Here is a 15,109-nt window from a genome sequence, read left to right on the forward strand (position 1 = left end):
TGCGCAGGATAATTTCGGAAACTGCATTCGCATCAACGGTGATTACGTGATCGTGGAACATCTCTATTTTCACAATACAGCGATGTATGTGGACGGAAATTACTATTCGTCCGACGGTGGCTGGATCGTCTGGGAAATGGGCGCGATCAATATCGCGAGAGGCTCGGATTACTGCATCATCCGAAACAACGAATTCTATGACTGCGTGGCTGGAATCCGGAGCCGCGGAAAATTTGCGAACATCCAATACAATTATATCCACGACTGCAATCGTCCGATGAAGCAATGGAATTGGGGCCCGCTCGGCATTTGGATGGGCCAGGATTTTCAGACGTGCACCGGAAACACGATCGTGAACATGCAGGTGGTCGATTCCGATCCTTCGCATTTTGCCAATGGTGTCGGTGGAGGCGCTTTCGAAATCGATGATGGCCGTTACAACAAATACAACATCGTTCTCACGGACAATTTTACCCGCGGCAATTGCGGCTTCCTCGAGGCGGTTTTTGACGATGTGACTCCTGCTCCGCTCTATAAGGATTGGAAGATCAAGTTCAATGTGAGCGACGATTACCAGGCGTTTGTGAAACTCCGCTTTGCACAGAACTGCGCGGTGGATAACAACACGGTGTTGCGCCGGAAAATTAACTCGAACGAACTCGGAGTGTTTCTTCTCAAAGGCAACGGCACGGCTAATAAATTCCGCAACAACATCATCATGACAAAATACAACGTCGAAGTTTTTAATGTCGTTGGAAGCTACACGCCAGGCAGCATCATCCAGAACAACCATTATTATGCGGTCGGAACGCTGGTCATGGGTAATGAAGGACCCGGCGCCAGCCCAACGTATGGCGATGCAAAATTCGCGAATATCACAGGGACCAATGCAATCGATTTTTCCATCCTAGCCACCAGTCCGGCGAAGAACACAGGATTGAACCTGGGTTACAGTTATGATTTCAGCGGCTATCCGCTTTATTACGGATCGGCTCCGGATCGCGGGGCATTTGAGTACCATCCGTAAAAGAGGCATCCCGGCTGGGGGGGCCCAGAGGGGGCGACTCATAACATGGTTCATTTTAGTTGCGGGATTTGGGCAGCAGCGAATGCAGCTCTACTGATCGGCAGCTAAGAGAAAATCGATTTAAATACAATTGAGGACAGAAACGTTCTGCCTTCAACAAACGAAGATCTTACAGTGGCGGGGTGCTGCCCAGCGACCAGGGAATAAAACGAAGAGATTACTAATTAGAGGTCCGCAATTCGGGCTTTACGTGCTGCTTCCAAACCGTCGGTGCATACTAGCGGCAACTCGTTCAATGTGAGCCAAAAGCTCTTTATTATTTTACAGAACTCCGTTCTTTGTGCGGTTCCTGGAGATTTGACGACAAATGCGTTGACACCAAGCCGGTAGGCTTTCTCGATGTCACCAGGATGTGTGGAGGAAGATAACATGACGGTCGGCAGGCAACGCATCACATCGTCTTTCGCAAGCCACTCCAAAACATCAATGCCGGTTTTGCGTGGCATTTTCAAATCCAAAAGCAGCAAAGCTGGAATTGGAAAGCGCTCACGGTCAGAAAACGACCCGACTCCTGAAAGATAATCAATAGCCTCCTGTCCATTGCTAACGGTATGTAAGGGGCTGTGTATTTCAGCCTCTCGGAAGGCGAATTGCAAAAGCAACACGTCATTCGGATCATCTTCCGCCAACAACACGCATTGACCGGTTTTCATGCTCCATCTCTTTGAAGTTGCAGCCAGAATTGGCTCCCTTTTCCCGGTTCGGATTCAACGCCGGCTTCACCGCCCATGCGTTCAACTGCTTTACGGACAATAGCCAACCCAATTCCGGTTCCCGGATAAGTATCGCTGTGGATTCTTTGAAACATTTGGAACAACTGTTTTTTTTCATTCGCATTAATTCCAATACCGTTATCCTCAATCCAAAGACGCACGCCGTCGCCATTTGGTTCGGAATGAATGCGCACATGCGGCACAGTGCCAGTCGGCACGAATTTTACAGCATTGTCCAACAAATTTGTGAGGCACTGCGTCAAGGAGACTTCATTCCCCGTTACACGAAACAGCGGCTTTTGAATTTTGATCTCCGCCTGGGGTGGTTGAAATTCCAGCCTCCCCTGAATGATGCCGTCGATTAACTTTTCCAAGTCAATGGGTTCGAGATTGATTGGCGCTTGAGACAAGCGTGTGAGCGTGAGCAAATCCAGAATCAATTTGTCCATCCGATGCGCGGCAGTAATTGTCCTCTTGAGCAAATCGACACCTGGTGCTCCAATTGTTTCACCGTAATCTTTCAATACTATCTCCGAAAAACTCTCAATGGCGCGCAGCGGGGCACGCATGTCATGCGAGAGACTGTATGAAAATGATTCCAATTCCGTGATGGTTTTTTCGAGAGAGCGTGTCCGTTCACGCACCTGTAGTTCCAATTCATTCGCATAAGATTGAAGTTTTTCTTTCGCTTCGGCGAGGGCCTTTTCGGCTTGTTTGCGCTCTGTGATGTCCCGTGCGATTTTCGACGCGCCAATTATATGGCCGCTGGGATCTTTGATCGGAGAGATGGTCAGTGAAATCGGAATGTGGCGTCCTTCTTTAGCCACTCGGATTGTTTCAAAATGGAACACGCGCTCCCCTCGGCGCAAGCGCCCAAGGATTTCATCTTCCTGCTCTTGCAATTCGGGAGGGACCAGCGTTTTGATAGACTTCCCGATTATTTCGTTCGCGGAATAACCAAAAATGCGCTGCGCTCCTTCGTTCCAACTGGTAATAATCCCATCCAGATTCTTGCTGATAATTGCGTCATCGGAATTCTGCACGATAGCCGCCAACCTCAAAGCTGCGACTTCGGCTTCACGGCGCTCGGTAACATCCCGGAAAACCAGGACCACGCCCCTCAAATCTGCTGCACTCCCACGTATAGGCGCTCCACTGTCGTCGATGGGCCGTTCTGTGCCATCTTTTGAAATGAGAATGGTATGATTAGCCAGCCCTACGACCTTTCCTTCCTGGATAACTTTGTTCACTGGGTTTTCTGCCGGTTGCCGGGTGAATTCGTTAACAATCTTGAATGCATTATCCAACGGAATGCCGATTGCCTGGGGCGTATCCCAGCCGGTAAGTGTTTCGGCCACGGAATTCATGAACGTGATACGGCCATTTCGATCTGTAGCAATTACTGCATCACCAATACTGGACAAAGTGACACGAAATTGTTCTTCACTCTGGCGGACCCGTTCCTGTGTGTTCACTTCGTGACTGATGTCTCTCGCAATTTTCGATGCTCCAATAATCCGGCCTTCCGAATTAATGAGGGGTGAAACGGTCAGGGAAATATTAAGAAGTGCGCCGTTTTTGGCCCGCCGAACCGTTTGATAATGTTTGATTCGCTCTCCACGCTTAATTCGCTCCAGAATGACTGGTTCCTCTTCCATTCGGTCCGGGGGAATAAGCATTGTGACCGGCTGTCCAATGGCCTCCTGCGGTGTGTAACCAAAAATTCCTTCCGCTCCCTGGTTCCAACTGGTGATGATTCCGTCGAGGTTTTTAGTAATGATGGCGTCTTCAGAGGAATCCACGATGGCCGCCAATAACGCACGGGATTGTTCGTCATTTTCCCTCATAATCACAATAAACTTGCCCCAAATTCTTCGATGTTCAAGTGGGTAAAATCGCCAATGCCAAGCACTTCCCAATCTTTAGTACGCAAGATCACGTTCACTTCCTACTCCCTGAAACGGACTATTTGGCGCGGCAATAAAATGGCTGTGATGGCTGTTACTTGGGAGCGGTTCTTTTCGGACTTCGGAGGTCCCAGAGGCAAAGGAGAGTCTGGGCGCATCTTCCCTCATCCCCCCCTTCTCCCATTGCAAGGGGGAGAAGGGGGGCTGCCTGGCGTGTTTGGATTGATTGGGCTCTGTCGCGCGGTTGCCGTCGTGGGTTGAAAATTGAAGGGTGAAGTTTTGGTGCGGGCTTTACGTCGCGGTGGGGATGGTTTCATGGTCCGAAGGTGAGTGGGGTGGGAAGCAAAATGGCTGTGTGATTAATTGGGCTTGGCCCCTTTTCTACGGGACCAAAAAAATTGCCTGATTATGGGGTACCCAGTGAATCCTGTGTTGATTGGCTGGTCTTGTGAAAGCCAAAGGTCGAGTTCACACTCTTGCTCCAGCAGGCTGAACCGCTGAACGTCCCTGTTGCGGGCGCCACATAGACGCCATGGAAAGCAATCGTCGTTCCTTGTCTGATCACTTTGATGGTAAACTCGCCGGTTTCGTTTTTGCCTGTTCCTGAAAAACTGTCCTTGCTGTTCTGTTCCAATTCGAGCGTCTGGCAGTGTAGTTGGGCTGCAAGATGGGCTTTGATTTGCTCCTGGCTGGCTGTGGCGGAGTTCTCGTTGACGTGGACGCAGCCGAACATGATTACGAGTGGCAAAAGAACGAGAAATCTCAAAACACGCATGAAGGTTTGACTACACCGAGTCCTGAGCCTTTGGCAAGAACCAACTCACTGGCTGTCGCTTACACTCATTGGATGCTCTCTCTGAGTCGGGTATAGGCGGTTGTTGGCGTGGGTTGAAAATCGTAGGGTGAAGTTTTGGTTCGGACTTTACTTCGCGGTGGGATGGTTTGATTCTGCGAAGGTGAGCGAGGTTGGAAGCAAAATGGTTGTGTAATCAATTAGGTATGACGCTTTTTGGACCCCTTTTGGAAACGCCCCGGTTGTATCGATTAATGGTAGAAGGGAATTTTTATCATCCAAAAGCAAATGAGATTTACGCGAAAGCGGTTCTACAGATAGACTCACGCCGGTGAAGGTACTCCGAACAACATTGATCACTCTGGCTGTCCTGGCCGTTCTAGCCGTTGGTGCGTTTGTTTTGCGCCGCAGCCCAACAGAACAGTTGAGCGACGGTTTACGCGCAAAGCCTTCCGGCATGGAAAAAGTGACGCGTGAAATTCCGCTGGTGAATATACCGACCGCGACTGAACGCCAACATCGGGCGATGAAGGAAGTCAGACAAATGGGCACGAACGCCACCGCGCTCATCCCTGAACTGATCGAACTGCTCGACGACAAAAGACCAAACGAAGCGATTTACACCCTCAAAGGAATGGGTCTGGCGGCCGAACCAGCATTGATCGAGGCTGCGTCTCACACCAACGCCGTTCGCCGGCGCAACGCGCTGATTGCACTCTGCGTCATTCAATCGACGAACGCCGCCCGTGTCCTGAGCCAGGCCTTGCACGATCCCGATCCAACAGTGCAACAAGTCGCCGCAAGCCGTTTGGCCTCGCTGCATCAGAACCCTACGGATGCCGTTCCAACACTCATTCAAGCTCTGGAAACCGCCAATGACGAAACCGCCATTCGGGGCAGAGCACGGACGCTCGCCTCTTACGGAGAAGATGCAAAGTCGGCCGTTCCCGCCTTGCTCAAGATTGTCGATAAGGGCGAGTATAACGAGATCGTCGGCGGTGCGGGCTATGCCTTGAAAAGGATCGATCCCAAGGGTGCAACTCAGGCCTTAATCGCCCGGCTCGATGCCAAAGAACCTGAGATTCGCCGGGGAGCCGCCACTCTGGTCTTCGAACTCAAAGAAGATGCTGAGCCCGCCATTCCAGCGTTAATCAAGCATCTGCACGACGAGGATCAACAGACGCGGATTCAGTGCGCTGTCGGATTGCGCGAAATTGCCAGGCAGGGCAACGTCGTGGTGCCTGCGTTGATCGGATGCTTGTCAGATCCTGACCCGAACTTTCGCGCCATCGCCGCGATTGCTCTGCGCAGCTTTCCGGAAGAGGCCAGGAAAGCGGTTCCAAGAATCATCGAACTTCTCCGCGAAACGGATGATCAACTGGCTGCGACCGGGTTGTTTACCGCGCTGAGCGACATCGACCCTGAGGCGGCGCAAAAGTTCGCCCAAGAACACAACGAAAAATAAACTGCAACTTAGAGAGTCAGTCCTCTGGCCAGCAAACCAAATTATTTACACTCACCTGATGCTCTCTGAGTCAGGTAAAGGCGGTTGTTGGCGTGGGTTGAAAATCGAAGGGTGAAGTTTTGGTTCCGACTTTACTTCTCGGTGGGATGGTTTTGTTGTGCGAAGGTGTGGGAGGAGTTATTTGGCGGGGTGATTTGGTGTTGTGGGTCGCGTACGCGAGTGAGTTTTGAGGGGATTGGTTGCCAGGGAAATTTGATCCGGCTCACGCCAGATGCTACGCGAGTGAACTTGCCTGGCGGTTGGACTGAAATCGTGGGCCGCGTACGCGAGTGGAGACGAGAGATGGGATGGCGTCGTTGGCCTTGTTTGGGAATCGACGCAGCGAGTTCCCTACCGATTAGAATGTGCCTGACGGTTGGATTGAATCGTTGGTCGCGTACGCGGGAACGGCTGAGGGTTGGATTGGAATCCGGGCCGTGTCAGGGCTCCACAGAGTGTCTCCCTACCGAATAATTGACGGATTCCTCCAACGTCGTATCAAGGGCTATCCTCTCATTTCACTCCTTTTAGCAGGGCGAAGATGGCCATCGCATGACCATGGCCCAACTGAAAGTCATCTTTGAGCCATTTAACGATCGCTCCCGCTTTTACGCCGACAGCAAGTTGCCCATTGTGTGTGAATCCCTTTTTCTCGGCGAGCGCCCGGAAGTCAGCGGGGCTTTTGCCGGTCTTTGCCTGAATGTTCGTGAGATATGCTTGAAATGACATAGCCGTATTCTTTGGTTGGGAAGTCTGCCGATCCTGCAAATTACTGCCGCAATAAAATCCACCGGACCAACCGAGGCTCGCGCAAGATGAGTCCCACCCAGACCAGCAGGCCAAAGCCAATCGAGAAGGCGATTGGGAAAATTCCGCTTCTGGCGATCACTTGCGTGGCTGCCGCGCCGCCGAGATAGCCAGTCAATAGAATCGCCCCGAGGATGGCGGTTTTTGGGATCACGTAGAGGGCGGTGCAGGCGAGCAACAGGATGCCGATGCGTACGGCCAAATCAGGGCCAATGCCCATCTTCTGGCACGCTTCCATCACCCGAGCCACGCGGATAACCTTGGTGATTCCGTCGAAAGCCAGAAACAACACCACTAGTCCGGTGAGGCCTGCTCCCAGCCACGGCATCACCTTGGAAACAGAGGAGAGTTCAGCCGACGTTTGCATGATTGTGTCTTGATTCATAGTCATAATCACACCGTAGCGAACTATGCCGGCTCCTTATTGTATAAAAACGACAACTGTTCCTTCCCGTGCGTGATTCGCGCCGGGCTCTGTCCGATGAATCGCTGCAGCGACCGGGTGAGATGTGCCTGATCGTAATAACCCGCTTCGTGAACCACATCGAGGATCGGGGTGCCTTGCCTCAAGAGCTGAGTGGCCCGCCGGGCGCGCTCAATCTGGTGAATGGCGCCGCGGGTCAACCCCGTTACCTGGAGCACGCGTCGTTGTTCGGTCCGTGTCGTAACACTTTGCAGCTCTCCGCGAATCGCGCCCTCCACGGTGCGATCGCTCCCAATCAACCCGCTCCGCACAAGCTTGTTCACAAACGTCTCCATGTTCTCAAAGTTGGGAAAATCCCACGCTGAACCATTTAGCCAGAATGAATGTCCCGTCGCGTTCGGCAGGGTCACGCCGTTACGATCACGCAGATTGCCTGATCGCATCAGAGGCATGAAGGTGCCGAGTTTGAAGAGCACCCCAAACCACTCGCCCTGCGCCGGACAATCCGCCATCGTGGCCTTCGTTTCCGGCCCGCGCACGGTCAAAGAGATCTTACCCTCCAGGCGCGTGACGACCATCACCCAGTGACACGTGGCGATGGAATGAAACATTCCCGCCTGGTCGCTGTGACTGCGCCAAACCCTTTCAACGAAGGGGGAGTCGGACGGGCGATCAGCGAAGGTGATAAGCTTGCCAGGTTCCATTATTTCGTGTGCCTCCATGGTGCACGTTCTGATGCGGACAAGCAACTTATTCACTGCGCTTCGCGTTCCATCGCGCGGCAGAGCCTCAGTAAAGGAGTGACAGCGGACGAAAAAATGTTTCGACCGCTGGCGCGAGGGGTGGATCGTGACAAAGGCACCGCCTCTGAAGACGGGACTCCAAACCCGGACGGAGCAGTTCGCGGCGTGGCTATTGACGGTCGTGCCTTTGGCACTGGGGATTGGGTTGCGGATGGGCCTGATTTCGGAAAAAGGGATGTGGTTGGTTGTCGTGGCAAGTCGCTGGGGGACTCTGAGGCAATGGACGATTACTCGCACCGCTTTCAGGGTGCGGGGATTTTTTGCGGTTCTATCCCAGGGGTGCTTGCGCACGGCTACATACCCGAAGACGGGCTGGACCTTGGGCTTCCTTACTCGCACGCTTTCAGCGAGCGCAGATTTTAGTTCTGGGGTGAGTTAGGGAACGCGCGGGAATGGAACGAGGATCGGGAGTCGGCGGGTGAAGAGGTGTCGCGTTGCAAAGACGGGACTAAAATAAGTATGAATATTACTATTGACAAAGTGTGTTTAGTATAACATAGATAGAATTTGTAAGCGTAAGAATACACTATGAGTGCGTTTATATATTTTGTGAATGGATATTGGTGCGATACTTCTTGGAATCAGTGCGTGCTTACGGGTGCCGGGCAATGGTAAAACTGAGTTCACTGGCGTTAAACTGACTTAAACTGGGATGAAAATTTTATATTATCAAACTATCAAGTTGGGAATGTCAGTCGTCGGTTGTCCATCGTTGGGAGGTCGTGGGGGTAGTGGTGCTCAGGCTATCTCGCGCTTTCTCGAGTTAACTAGTGCTAACTTGGGTTATCTCGGGTTTAAATTTTGTGGGGCGGATGGAGATTCTGGAGTTCGTGGTGGGGAGTCAGGGACTGAAGTTGGGAGTTCGGTTGGTATCGGAAGGTATCGGAAGGTATCGGAAGGTATCGGAAGGCCATGGAAATTGCGAATGTCGATTTTCGAGTTTCGAGTGGCGAGGTCTAACGCCATATCACGGTAAATAACGGTATATAACGCCAAATAACGGTTAAAAAATTTTAGGTGGATAGGCGGGGTGATGAATGATGGCGGAGGTGCTCTGGAAGTGGAAAATTAGAGGCGGCGGCCGATGGGGCGAGCCGTTGACTTAAAAAAGGGCTCTGTTAGCGTTTGCTGGTTGTCATGGCCAAAGAATCAAAGGTTAAGAAGTTGCAGACCGGACTGCTCGAATTCCTGGAGGAGAAGGGGATCGTGCGGGCGGATGGGGCTGAGCCTTCGAGGTTGCATAAGTTCGGCCACTTCTGGCTGTTGGTGGCGAAGAGTTTTTCGAAGAATAAATGTCCGGTGCGTGCTTCGGCGTTGGCTTATGGGTCTTTGCTGGCGTTGATCCCGATGTTGGCGGTGGCGATCAGTGTATCGACGAGCATTCTGAAGAAGGATGGCGAGGATCGGATTTTGGAGATGGTTAACAAGCTCGTGGATAGCGTGGTTCCACCGGCGATGTTGAGTTCGACGAATGGTTCGGTGGAGGTGGTGAACGCGAGGGTTAAAAAGTCGCATGGCCAACCCAATGTAGCGGCGGCAAAAGCAAATTCTGGAGAGGTCAGCAATCCAGTGGTGGCGGGGACGAATGAAATGGCTTTGACGAATGGGGTGCCTGGCGCGGAGGGGTTGGCTGGCGTTACGAATCAACCGGCCGGGGAAACGAACACTGCGGCGGCGGGAGTTCCTGGTGCCAAGCCGGTTGATGCGCGGAAGCAGGTGGCGAAGCAGATCAATGAGTTTATCCAGAATACCAGAACTGGCACGCTGGGGTTGACGGGGTCGGTGCTGCTGGTGTTCGTGGCGATTTCGATGCTGAGCCGGATTGAGGAGGCGTTCAATGATATCTGGGGTGTGACGCGCGGGAGGAGTTGGCTGTCCAGGATTGTGCAGTATTGGGCGGTGATCACGTTGGGACCGATATTTCTCGCACTGGCGCTGGGATTATCCAGCGGGCCGCAATTGCTGGCGACAAAGAGATTTTTGGAACAGATGCCGGTGGCGAGCGGGTTGTTATTCAAGTTGCTGCCCGTCGTGGTGCTCTGTTTGAGTTTCGGTTTGTTTTACATGTTGATGCCGAACACGAAGGTGAGTTGGAAAGCGGCGGTGGTGGGGGGAACGGTTGGAGGAATTCTGTGGCATTTCAACAACATGTTCAGCGTTTATTATGTTTCGCGCGTGGTGACCAACAGCCGGTTTTATGGCAGCCTGGGCATGGTGCCGGTGTTCATGGTGGGATTGTATTTTTCCTGGTTGATTCTATTATTTGGAGCGCAGGTGGCGTATGCGTATCAGAATCGGGTTTTATATCTGCAGCAGAAATTGTCGGAGACCATCTGCCAGCGTGGACGCGAGTTTCTTGCGCTGCGCCTGATCCAATGCGTGGCTGAACGGTTTCAAAAGGGACAGCTGCCGCCGACGGTGCCGGAGATGGCGGCACGTCTGATCGTGCCGACCAGAATGGTGCAGCAGATTATGCAGACTCTGGTAAGTTCCCATCTGGTGGTGGAAGTGGTGCTGGGGAAAGAGATTGGTTTTGCGGCGGCGAGACCGCTTGACTCCATGACGTGCCACGATATTTTGCTGGCATTGCGCGTCGGCCAGGGGCAGGAGTTGGCGACGCGGGATGAGCCAGCCCGCTCGGAAATTTATGACGAATATGAGAAAATCCTGGAAGCGGAACGCAGAGCCGCTTCATCAGTGACGATCCTCGAACTGACCACGCGCGCTGAAGCGCTGAAAATTGCGGGAAATGATTTGAAAGCTGTGACTCACTCAACGACTTAACTTAGCGATTTAAAATATGATTATAGGCGTTCCGAAAGAAATCAAGGACCATGAATATCGGGTGGCGTTGCTGCCATCAGCCGTCTATCAACTGATCAAGCGCGGGCACCAGGTGGTGGTGGAGCGAGGCGCGGGAGCCGGTGCGGGTTATCCCGATGTCGATTACCAACAGGCGGGCGCCACGTTGGTGGAGGATCATCGCAAGGTTTTTGAGAAGGCGGGATTGATTGTGAAGGTGAAGGAACCGCAGCCGTCTGAACTGCCGTTGTTGCGACAGGGCCAAATTATTTTCACGTATCTGCACCTGGCAGCGAGTCGTGCGTTGACGGAAGGGATGTTGAAGACGGGCGTCACGGGTATTGCTTATGAAACGATCGAGGTGAATCGCCGGTTGCCTTTGTTGGAGCCGATGAGCGAAATCGCCGGTCGTATGTCGGTGTTGGTGGGCGGCTTTTTTTTGGCGAAGCACAATGGCGGCAGTGGTGTGTTGCTCGGTGGCGTGCCGGGGGTATTGCCGGGTCGCGTGGTGGTGTTGGGCGGCGGAGCATCGGGCATCAATGCGGCGCGGATGGCGACGGGTTTGGGCGCGGATGTGACGATTCTCGAAGTGGATTTGGAACGGATGCGTTTTCTCGACATTACTTTGCATACCGCGCACACGCTTTACTCGAGCGAGGCGCACTTGGTGAGTTTGTTGCCGACGGTGGATTTGTTGATTGGGGCGGTGTTGGTGCCGGGAGCGAAGGCGCCGAAACTGATTAATCGCGAAATGTTGCAGCACATGCGGCCGGGTAGCGTGCTGGTGGATATCGCCATCGACCAGGGTGGTTGCGCCGAGACGTCCCGCGCGACGACGCATCAGAATCCGGTTTATGTGGAGGAAGGCGTGACGCATTATTGTGTGGCGAACATGCCTGGTGCTTATGCGCGAACGGCGACGCAGGCGTTGACGAATGTGACGTATCGCTATGTGGAATTGCTTGCGGATCTTGGCCTGGCGGAAGCTTGCCAGAAGCAGCCAGCGTTGATCGGCGGCATCAATATCATGGATGGCAACGTGACGCACAAGGCCGTGGCCGAGGCGCATGGTGTTCCATACACGGCACCGGTCTTAAGTTAAGAATTTCAGCAAATTCTCAAAGGCAGGAAAAACGGTGGGAGAGGGTTCTTCCGCCGTGGAGAGTGAAAGCGCGGACGAAATTACGTCCACAACTGTCGATCGAGCGTGCGATACTTGATGGCTTCGGAGACATGCTCGCTCGCAATATGTTCGGAACCGGCGATGTCAGCGATGGCGCGGGACAACGCTCCGAGTCGGGCATGGTGGCCTGCTCGCGATGGTTGGCTTGCGAGGTTCTAAACTTGAACCAATCCATGGAGGCTGCCTTGGGGACTGCGTGACTGTGGCAAGGTTTATTGAAGCTGCAAACGGTAAAATACTGGCGGTGAATTGGATGGCAATGGATTGGACATCGAAAATGAGCCGGTTTGGTCAAATGTGTTCGTCGCTGCCACCGTCCAACTGCCCGGCGCCGCAGCCAGATTGGTTGAAGTTAGCATGTAATACATGTCTCCAGGAAAGCCATTGGTGCAGCTAAGTCGCATTGTCCCGTTCCCCAATGAAGCGATTTGGAGGATCGGTGGCTGCTGGCCAAGTCCTGGGGCCAGGGCAATTTGGCCCAACAACACTGGCGCGGTGAAGTTGTAGAAGATGGCCGTTTCCGGCGCGGATTTGTCAGTGACGGGCTTGTTGCCGACCCAATAAGTCTGGCCCAGCGCCTGATGGTTCAGATTAGGACTGTTCGCATCGCTGGTATAAATATTCACATAAGGCGTCGACGCGGTGTAATTGCCGACGATACGCAAGCGATAGACGTTCAGCACATCGCCAGGGGTGGTGTAGGTGCCGCCGCCGGTGTTGTCCACCGAGAAGGCCACTGTGCCCAGACCGGGCAGAAGCGTGAAAGTGCCGCCATTGTAAATGCCAAAGCGGCCCAGGTTGTCCACACCCAGCGAAACCTTGCTGCCGGTGATGTCGTTATGGAAGAGGTCCACCTTGAATTTTACGCCGGTGCCGGTAAAGGCCGAGCCAATGGCAAACAGGCAATCCATCGTCCAGTTCGGGCCGGGGCTGGAAATCCATTGATAAACATATTGATTATTTGCCTTGTCAAAGCGCAAGGCATTGTTGGTTCCATAGAAATTGGAAGACAAAAGGATGTCCGTGTATTTGGGACTGCAAAGCCAGTCGCGAAACAGGCATTCATAATCCTTGAGACCTACAGAAACCGGCGTCAGCAGCAGTCCGCGCCGGTTGAAATCGGCGTTGCGCATCACTGGCGGAGGCCCCAGCGGTGTTCCGCTGGCATCGGGGACGTTGTCGAGTTTAATGGTGCCCTGCCAGCCGCCGTTTGGCTGAATACTATCCCAGGTATAGGTGTAGTCCATGTGATAGGCCACCCGTGAGTTGTAGGTGTTTCCAAACATTTTGATACCGGAGGAGATGATGCCCATATTCGTTTCCAGAAACGATCGCTGGAAGCTGGTGGTTCCGCTGCTCAACTGGCTGGCCTGCGCGGAGGTCAGGGCGCAATTATAGCTCTGGGGAGAATACCCGTTGTCGCTGAAGTGCAGGGCGGCGTAGGGTCCCGACCCGCCCGAAGCCAGGTAGGTGAACGAATTGCCGCTGACTTGGAAATAGGTCCCAAAAAATTCATCGCCCGCGGAGTCAGAGTTCGTCACATTATACAATTCCGCGCTGACGAACGGCCACGCCGACGCGCTTTTCGTGCTGATAAACTGGCAATTTTGCACGACGCAGTATTCGGAATCATCCCGGAAGCGCACATAATCTGCCAGGCAGTCCTGAAAAACGCAGTCGGACACCACCACGTTCTCAATATCGTGCGGCGCATAAATCATGTGTTGGTGGCTGCCGGCGGTGATATTCGTGAAATTACAATTATGGACCTGGATATCTCTCGTTCCATTGAGCAGTCCAATGGCTGCGTAATAGGCATTCGTCAAATCCAAGAACCAGCAATTGGTGATTTCAATATTTCGGCACGGCTTGGTGCCATTCGGTATGCAATAGATTCCCCAATTCGGTGAGGGACCGGTGAAGACCAGGCCATTTACTTGAAAGTTTTGACATCCGTACAGCTCGATGATGTTGGCGGAGGGGCTGAGCACGGGCCCATGAGGATTCACTGCTGCCAGCGTCAACGGATACAATGGATTGCCCATATTCGTTAAACTCAGACTTCCGGCAGTATATGTGCCGTCTTCGAAATTAACTGTGACATTCCCGGATTGAAGCTGGCTCTGAACGGTGCTCCAGAAAGAGGTGGTGCGATAGTTAGCCGCGTTGGTGACTGAAGAGCCGTTGCCCGTCCCGGCAGCCGCCGGAGCCACCCAATAGCTGGTGCTTGCGGGCGGCGCCCGTGTAACCGAAAGCGCCCAGGAACAAAATGCACACAACAAAAAGGCCAGGTTTCTAAACAAAGATTGGCTCATGTGATTCATATGCGACAATCCCGGAAGTGTTCAAACGGCTTTATCATTTCCTTGAAATGGGACGTCGCTCGGAACTGGCTGCATCAAGGTATTTCACAACCGCATCAGTCCGGCAGTTGACGTGAAGCTTCTCGTAAATCCGGCGGATGTAAGTACGGATTGTTCCCATGCTCAAATTCATTTCTGCAGCGATTTGTTTGTAAGCGCGACCCTTGGAAAGCAGTTCGAGCACTTGCTGCTCACGAGGTGCAAGCTTTTCGATCAATGGAACCGCACAAACGGCCGGTTGGAAAGCCTGCACGACCTTTCTTGCGATGTGACTGGACATGGGGGAACCGCCTTTTGCGATTTCCTCAATCGCTTCAAGCAACTTTTCCGGCGGCGTATTTTTTACCAGATAGCCGTAAGCGCCGGCGGCAAGGGCTTCAAAAATCCGATCGCTGTTCTCATAGACCGTAAGCATTATGATTTGCAGGCTCGGGAGCTTTTCCTTCAAGCGCTTTACGCATTCAATGCCGTTCATTTTCGGCAGATTTATATCCATCAAAACCACTTCCGGCGGACGGGTCGGGACATTGGCCAAGGCTTCCTCAGCGGACGCATATGCGCCCAGGCACTCAAATCCAGGAGCGCCTTGAATAAAGCGGCAAATGCTTTCGCGCAGGCCGGCGTCATCTTCCACTATACTGACCGCAATAGTCATAAAGCGGGTCAAGAATACTCAGGAGCGGCTTCGCGTCCAATCGGATATATGGATGACATGCTGCAGGG

At 53.0% G+C, this 15,109-nt stretch carries 14 protein-coding genes; 6 read left to right on the forward strand and 8 right to left on the reverse strand.

Annotation, left to right across the window (positions count from 1 at the left end; translation table 11 throughout):
• On the forward strand, window positions 1-1,027 hold a 1,027-nt coding region (locus tag CFLAV_RS35815), incomplete at its 5' end, for a hypothetical protein (protein WP_007418234.1).
• 224 nt (window positions 1,028-1,251) lie between these two features.
• On the opposite strand, the gene CFLAV_RS27760 is transcribed toward CFLAV_RS35815, so the two are convergent.
• The 3 genes from CFLAV_RS27760 to CFLAV_RS27775 form a co-directional block, all read right to left on the reverse strand.
• A complete protein-coding gene (locus tag CFLAV_RS27760; RefSeq protein ID WP_160164675.1) occupies window positions 1,252-1,719 on the reverse strand; it encodes a response regulator in 468 nt (155 codons plus the stop codon).
• A 17-nt stretch (window positions 1,720-1,736) separates the two neighbouring features.
• On the reverse strand, window positions 1,737-3,647 hold the full coding sequence (locus CFLAV_RS33325) for a PAS domain-containing sensor histidine kinase (RefSeq protein WP_007418236.1): 1,911 nt from the start codon (window positions 3,645-3,647) through the stop codon (window positions 1,737-1,739).
• A 466-nt stretch (window positions 3,648-4,113) separates the two neighbouring features.
• Complete coding sequence (locus tag CFLAV_RS27775) at window positions 4,114-4,482, reverse strand: hypothetical protein (RefSeq protein WP_007418238.1); 369 nt, start codon at window positions 4,480-4,482, stop codon at window positions 4,114-4,116.
• Window positions 4,483-4,831: 349 nt separating this feature from the next.
• Here CFLAV_RS27775 and CFLAV_RS27780 point away from each other — a divergent pair, with 349 nt between their 5' ends.
• Window positions 4,832-5,965 (forward strand): HEAT repeat domain-containing protein, encoded by a 1,134-nt coding sequence (locus CFLAV_RS27780; RefSeq protein ID WP_007418239.1) that lies wholly within the window; start codon window positions 4,832-4,834, stop codon window positions 5,963-5,965.
• A 552-nt stretch (window positions 5,966-6,517) separates the two neighbouring features.
• Here the strand turns inward: CFLAV_RS27780 and CFLAV_RS27785 are convergent.
• The 3 genes from CFLAV_RS27785 to CFLAV_RS27795 are packed head-to-tail and all read right to left on the reverse strand — an operon-like array spanning window position 6,518 to window position 7,846.
• Complete coding sequence (locus CFLAV_RS27785; protein WP_007418240.1) at window positions 6,518-6,733, reverse strand: DUF4287 domain-containing protein; 216 nt, start codon at window positions 6,731-6,733, stop codon at window positions 6,518-6,520.
• 40 nt (window positions 6,734-6,773) lie between these two features.
• Window positions 6,774-7,196, reverse strand: coding sequence for a DoxX family protein (locus CFLAV_RS27790; protein ID WP_202796966.1), 423 nt, complete (start codon window positions 7,194-7,196; stop codon window positions 6,774-6,776).
• Between the two features lie 23 nt (window positions 7,197-7,219).
• On the reverse strand, window positions 7,220-7,846 hold the full coding sequence (locus CFLAV_RS27795) for a helix-turn-helix domain-containing protein (RefSeq protein ID WP_202796967.1): 627 nt from the start codon (window positions 7,844-7,846) through the stop codon (window positions 7,220-7,222).
• On the opposite strand from CFLAV_RS27795, the gene CFLAV_RS36005 reads away from it, so the two are divergent.
• From CFLAV_RS36005 to CFLAV_RS37950, 4 genes are all read left to right on the forward strand, one after another.
• Window positions 7,838-8,401 carry a hypothetical protein gene (locus CFLAV_RS36005; protein ID WP_192812815.1) on the forward strand — a complete coding sequence of 188 codons (564 nt, stop codon included), beginning with the start codon at window positions 7,838-7,840 and terminating at the stop codon, window positions 8,399-8,401. The genes CFLAV_RS27795 and CFLAV_RS36005 overlap by 9 nt on opposite strands.
• Window positions 8,402-9,175: 774 nt before the next feature.
• Entirely contained in the window at window positions 9,176-10,822 is a 1,647-nt protein-coding gene (locus CFLAV_RS27805; protein WP_007418243.1) for a YhjD/YihY/BrkB family envelope integrity protein, read from the forward strand.
• A gap of 16 nt (window positions 10,823-10,838) precedes the next feature.
• Window positions 10,839-11,942 (forward strand): alanine dehydrogenase, encoded by a 1,104-nt coding sequence (gene ald / locus CFLAV_RS27810; RefSeq protein WP_007418244.1) that lies wholly within the window; start codon window positions 10,839-10,841, stop codon window positions 11,940-11,942.
• A gap of 62 nt (window positions 11,943-12,004) precedes the next feature.
• Complete coding sequence (locus tag CFLAV_RS37950; protein WP_040550518.1) at window positions 12,005-12,223, forward strand: hypothetical protein; 219 nt, start codon at window positions 12,005-12,007, stop codon at window positions 12,221-12,223.
• A gap of 12 nt (window positions 12,224-12,235) precedes the next feature.
• Here CFLAV_RS37950 and CFLAV_RS27820 read toward each other — a convergent pair whose 3' ends face one another.
• Entirely contained in the window at window positions 12,236-14,338 is a 2,103-nt protein-coding gene (locus CFLAV_RS27820) for a polysaccharide lyase domain-containing protein (RefSeq protein ID WP_150107637.1), read from the reverse strand.
• A gap of 43 nt (window positions 14,339-14,381) precedes the next feature.
• The gene (locus CFLAV_RS27825) at window positions 14,382-15,041 is read right to left on the reverse strand and encodes a response regulator transcription factor (protein ID WP_007418247.1); all 660 of its coding nucleotides are present in this window, start codon (window positions 15,039-15,041) and stop codon (window positions 14,382-14,384) included.
• Between the last annotated feature and the right edge of the window lie 68 nt (window positions 15,042-15,109).

The organism is Pedosphaera parvula Ellin514 (assembly GCF_000172555.1).
Classification (GTDB): Bacteria; Verrucomicrobiota; Verrucomicrobiia; order Limisphaerales; family Pedosphaeraceae; genus Pedosphaera.

Excerpts from the sequence above, each read along its gene's own strand:
- CFLAV_RS27825 (WP_007418247.1), bottom strand. The coding sequence starts at position 15,041 with ATGACTATTGCGGTCAGTATAGTGGAAGATGACGCCGGCCTGCGCGAA.
- CFLAV_RS36005 (WP_192812815.1), top strand. The coding sequence starts at position 7,838 with ATGAAACATTCCCGCCTGGTCGCTGTGACTGCGCCAAACCCTTTCAAC.
- CFLAV_RS27820 (WP_150107637.1), bottom strand. The coding sequence starts at position 14,338 with ATGAGCCAATCTTTGTTTAGAAACCTGGCCTTTTTGTTGTGTGCATTT.
- CFLAV_RS27785 (WP_007418240.1), bottom strand. The coding sequence starts at position 6,733 with ATGTCATTTCAAGCATATCTCACGAACATTCAGGCAAAGACCGGCAAA.
- ald (WP_007418244.1), top strand. The coding sequence starts at position 10,839 with ATGATTATAGGCGTTCCGAAAGAAATCAAGGACCATGAATATCGGGTG.
- CFLAV_RS27775 (WP_007418238.1), bottom strand. The coding sequence starts at position 4,482 with ATGCGTGTTTTGAGATTTCTCGTTCTTTTGCCACTCGTAATCATGTTC.
- CFLAV_RS27795 (WP_202796967.1), bottom strand. The coding sequence starts at position 7,846 with ATGTTTCATTCCATCGCCACGTGTCACTGGGTGATGGTCGTCACGCGC.
- CFLAV_RS33325 (WP_007418236.1), bottom strand. The coding sequence starts at position 3,647 with ATGAGGGAAAATGACGAACAATCCCGTGCGTTATTGGCGGCCATCGTG.
- CFLAV_RS27790 (WP_202796966.1), bottom strand. The coding sequence starts at position 7,196 with ATGAATCAAGACACAATCATGCAAACGTCGGCTGAACTCTCCTCTGTT.
- CFLAV_RS27805 (WP_007418243.1), top strand. The coding sequence starts at position 9,176 with ATGGCCAAAGAATCAAAGGTTAAGAAGTTGCAGACCGGACTGCTCGAA.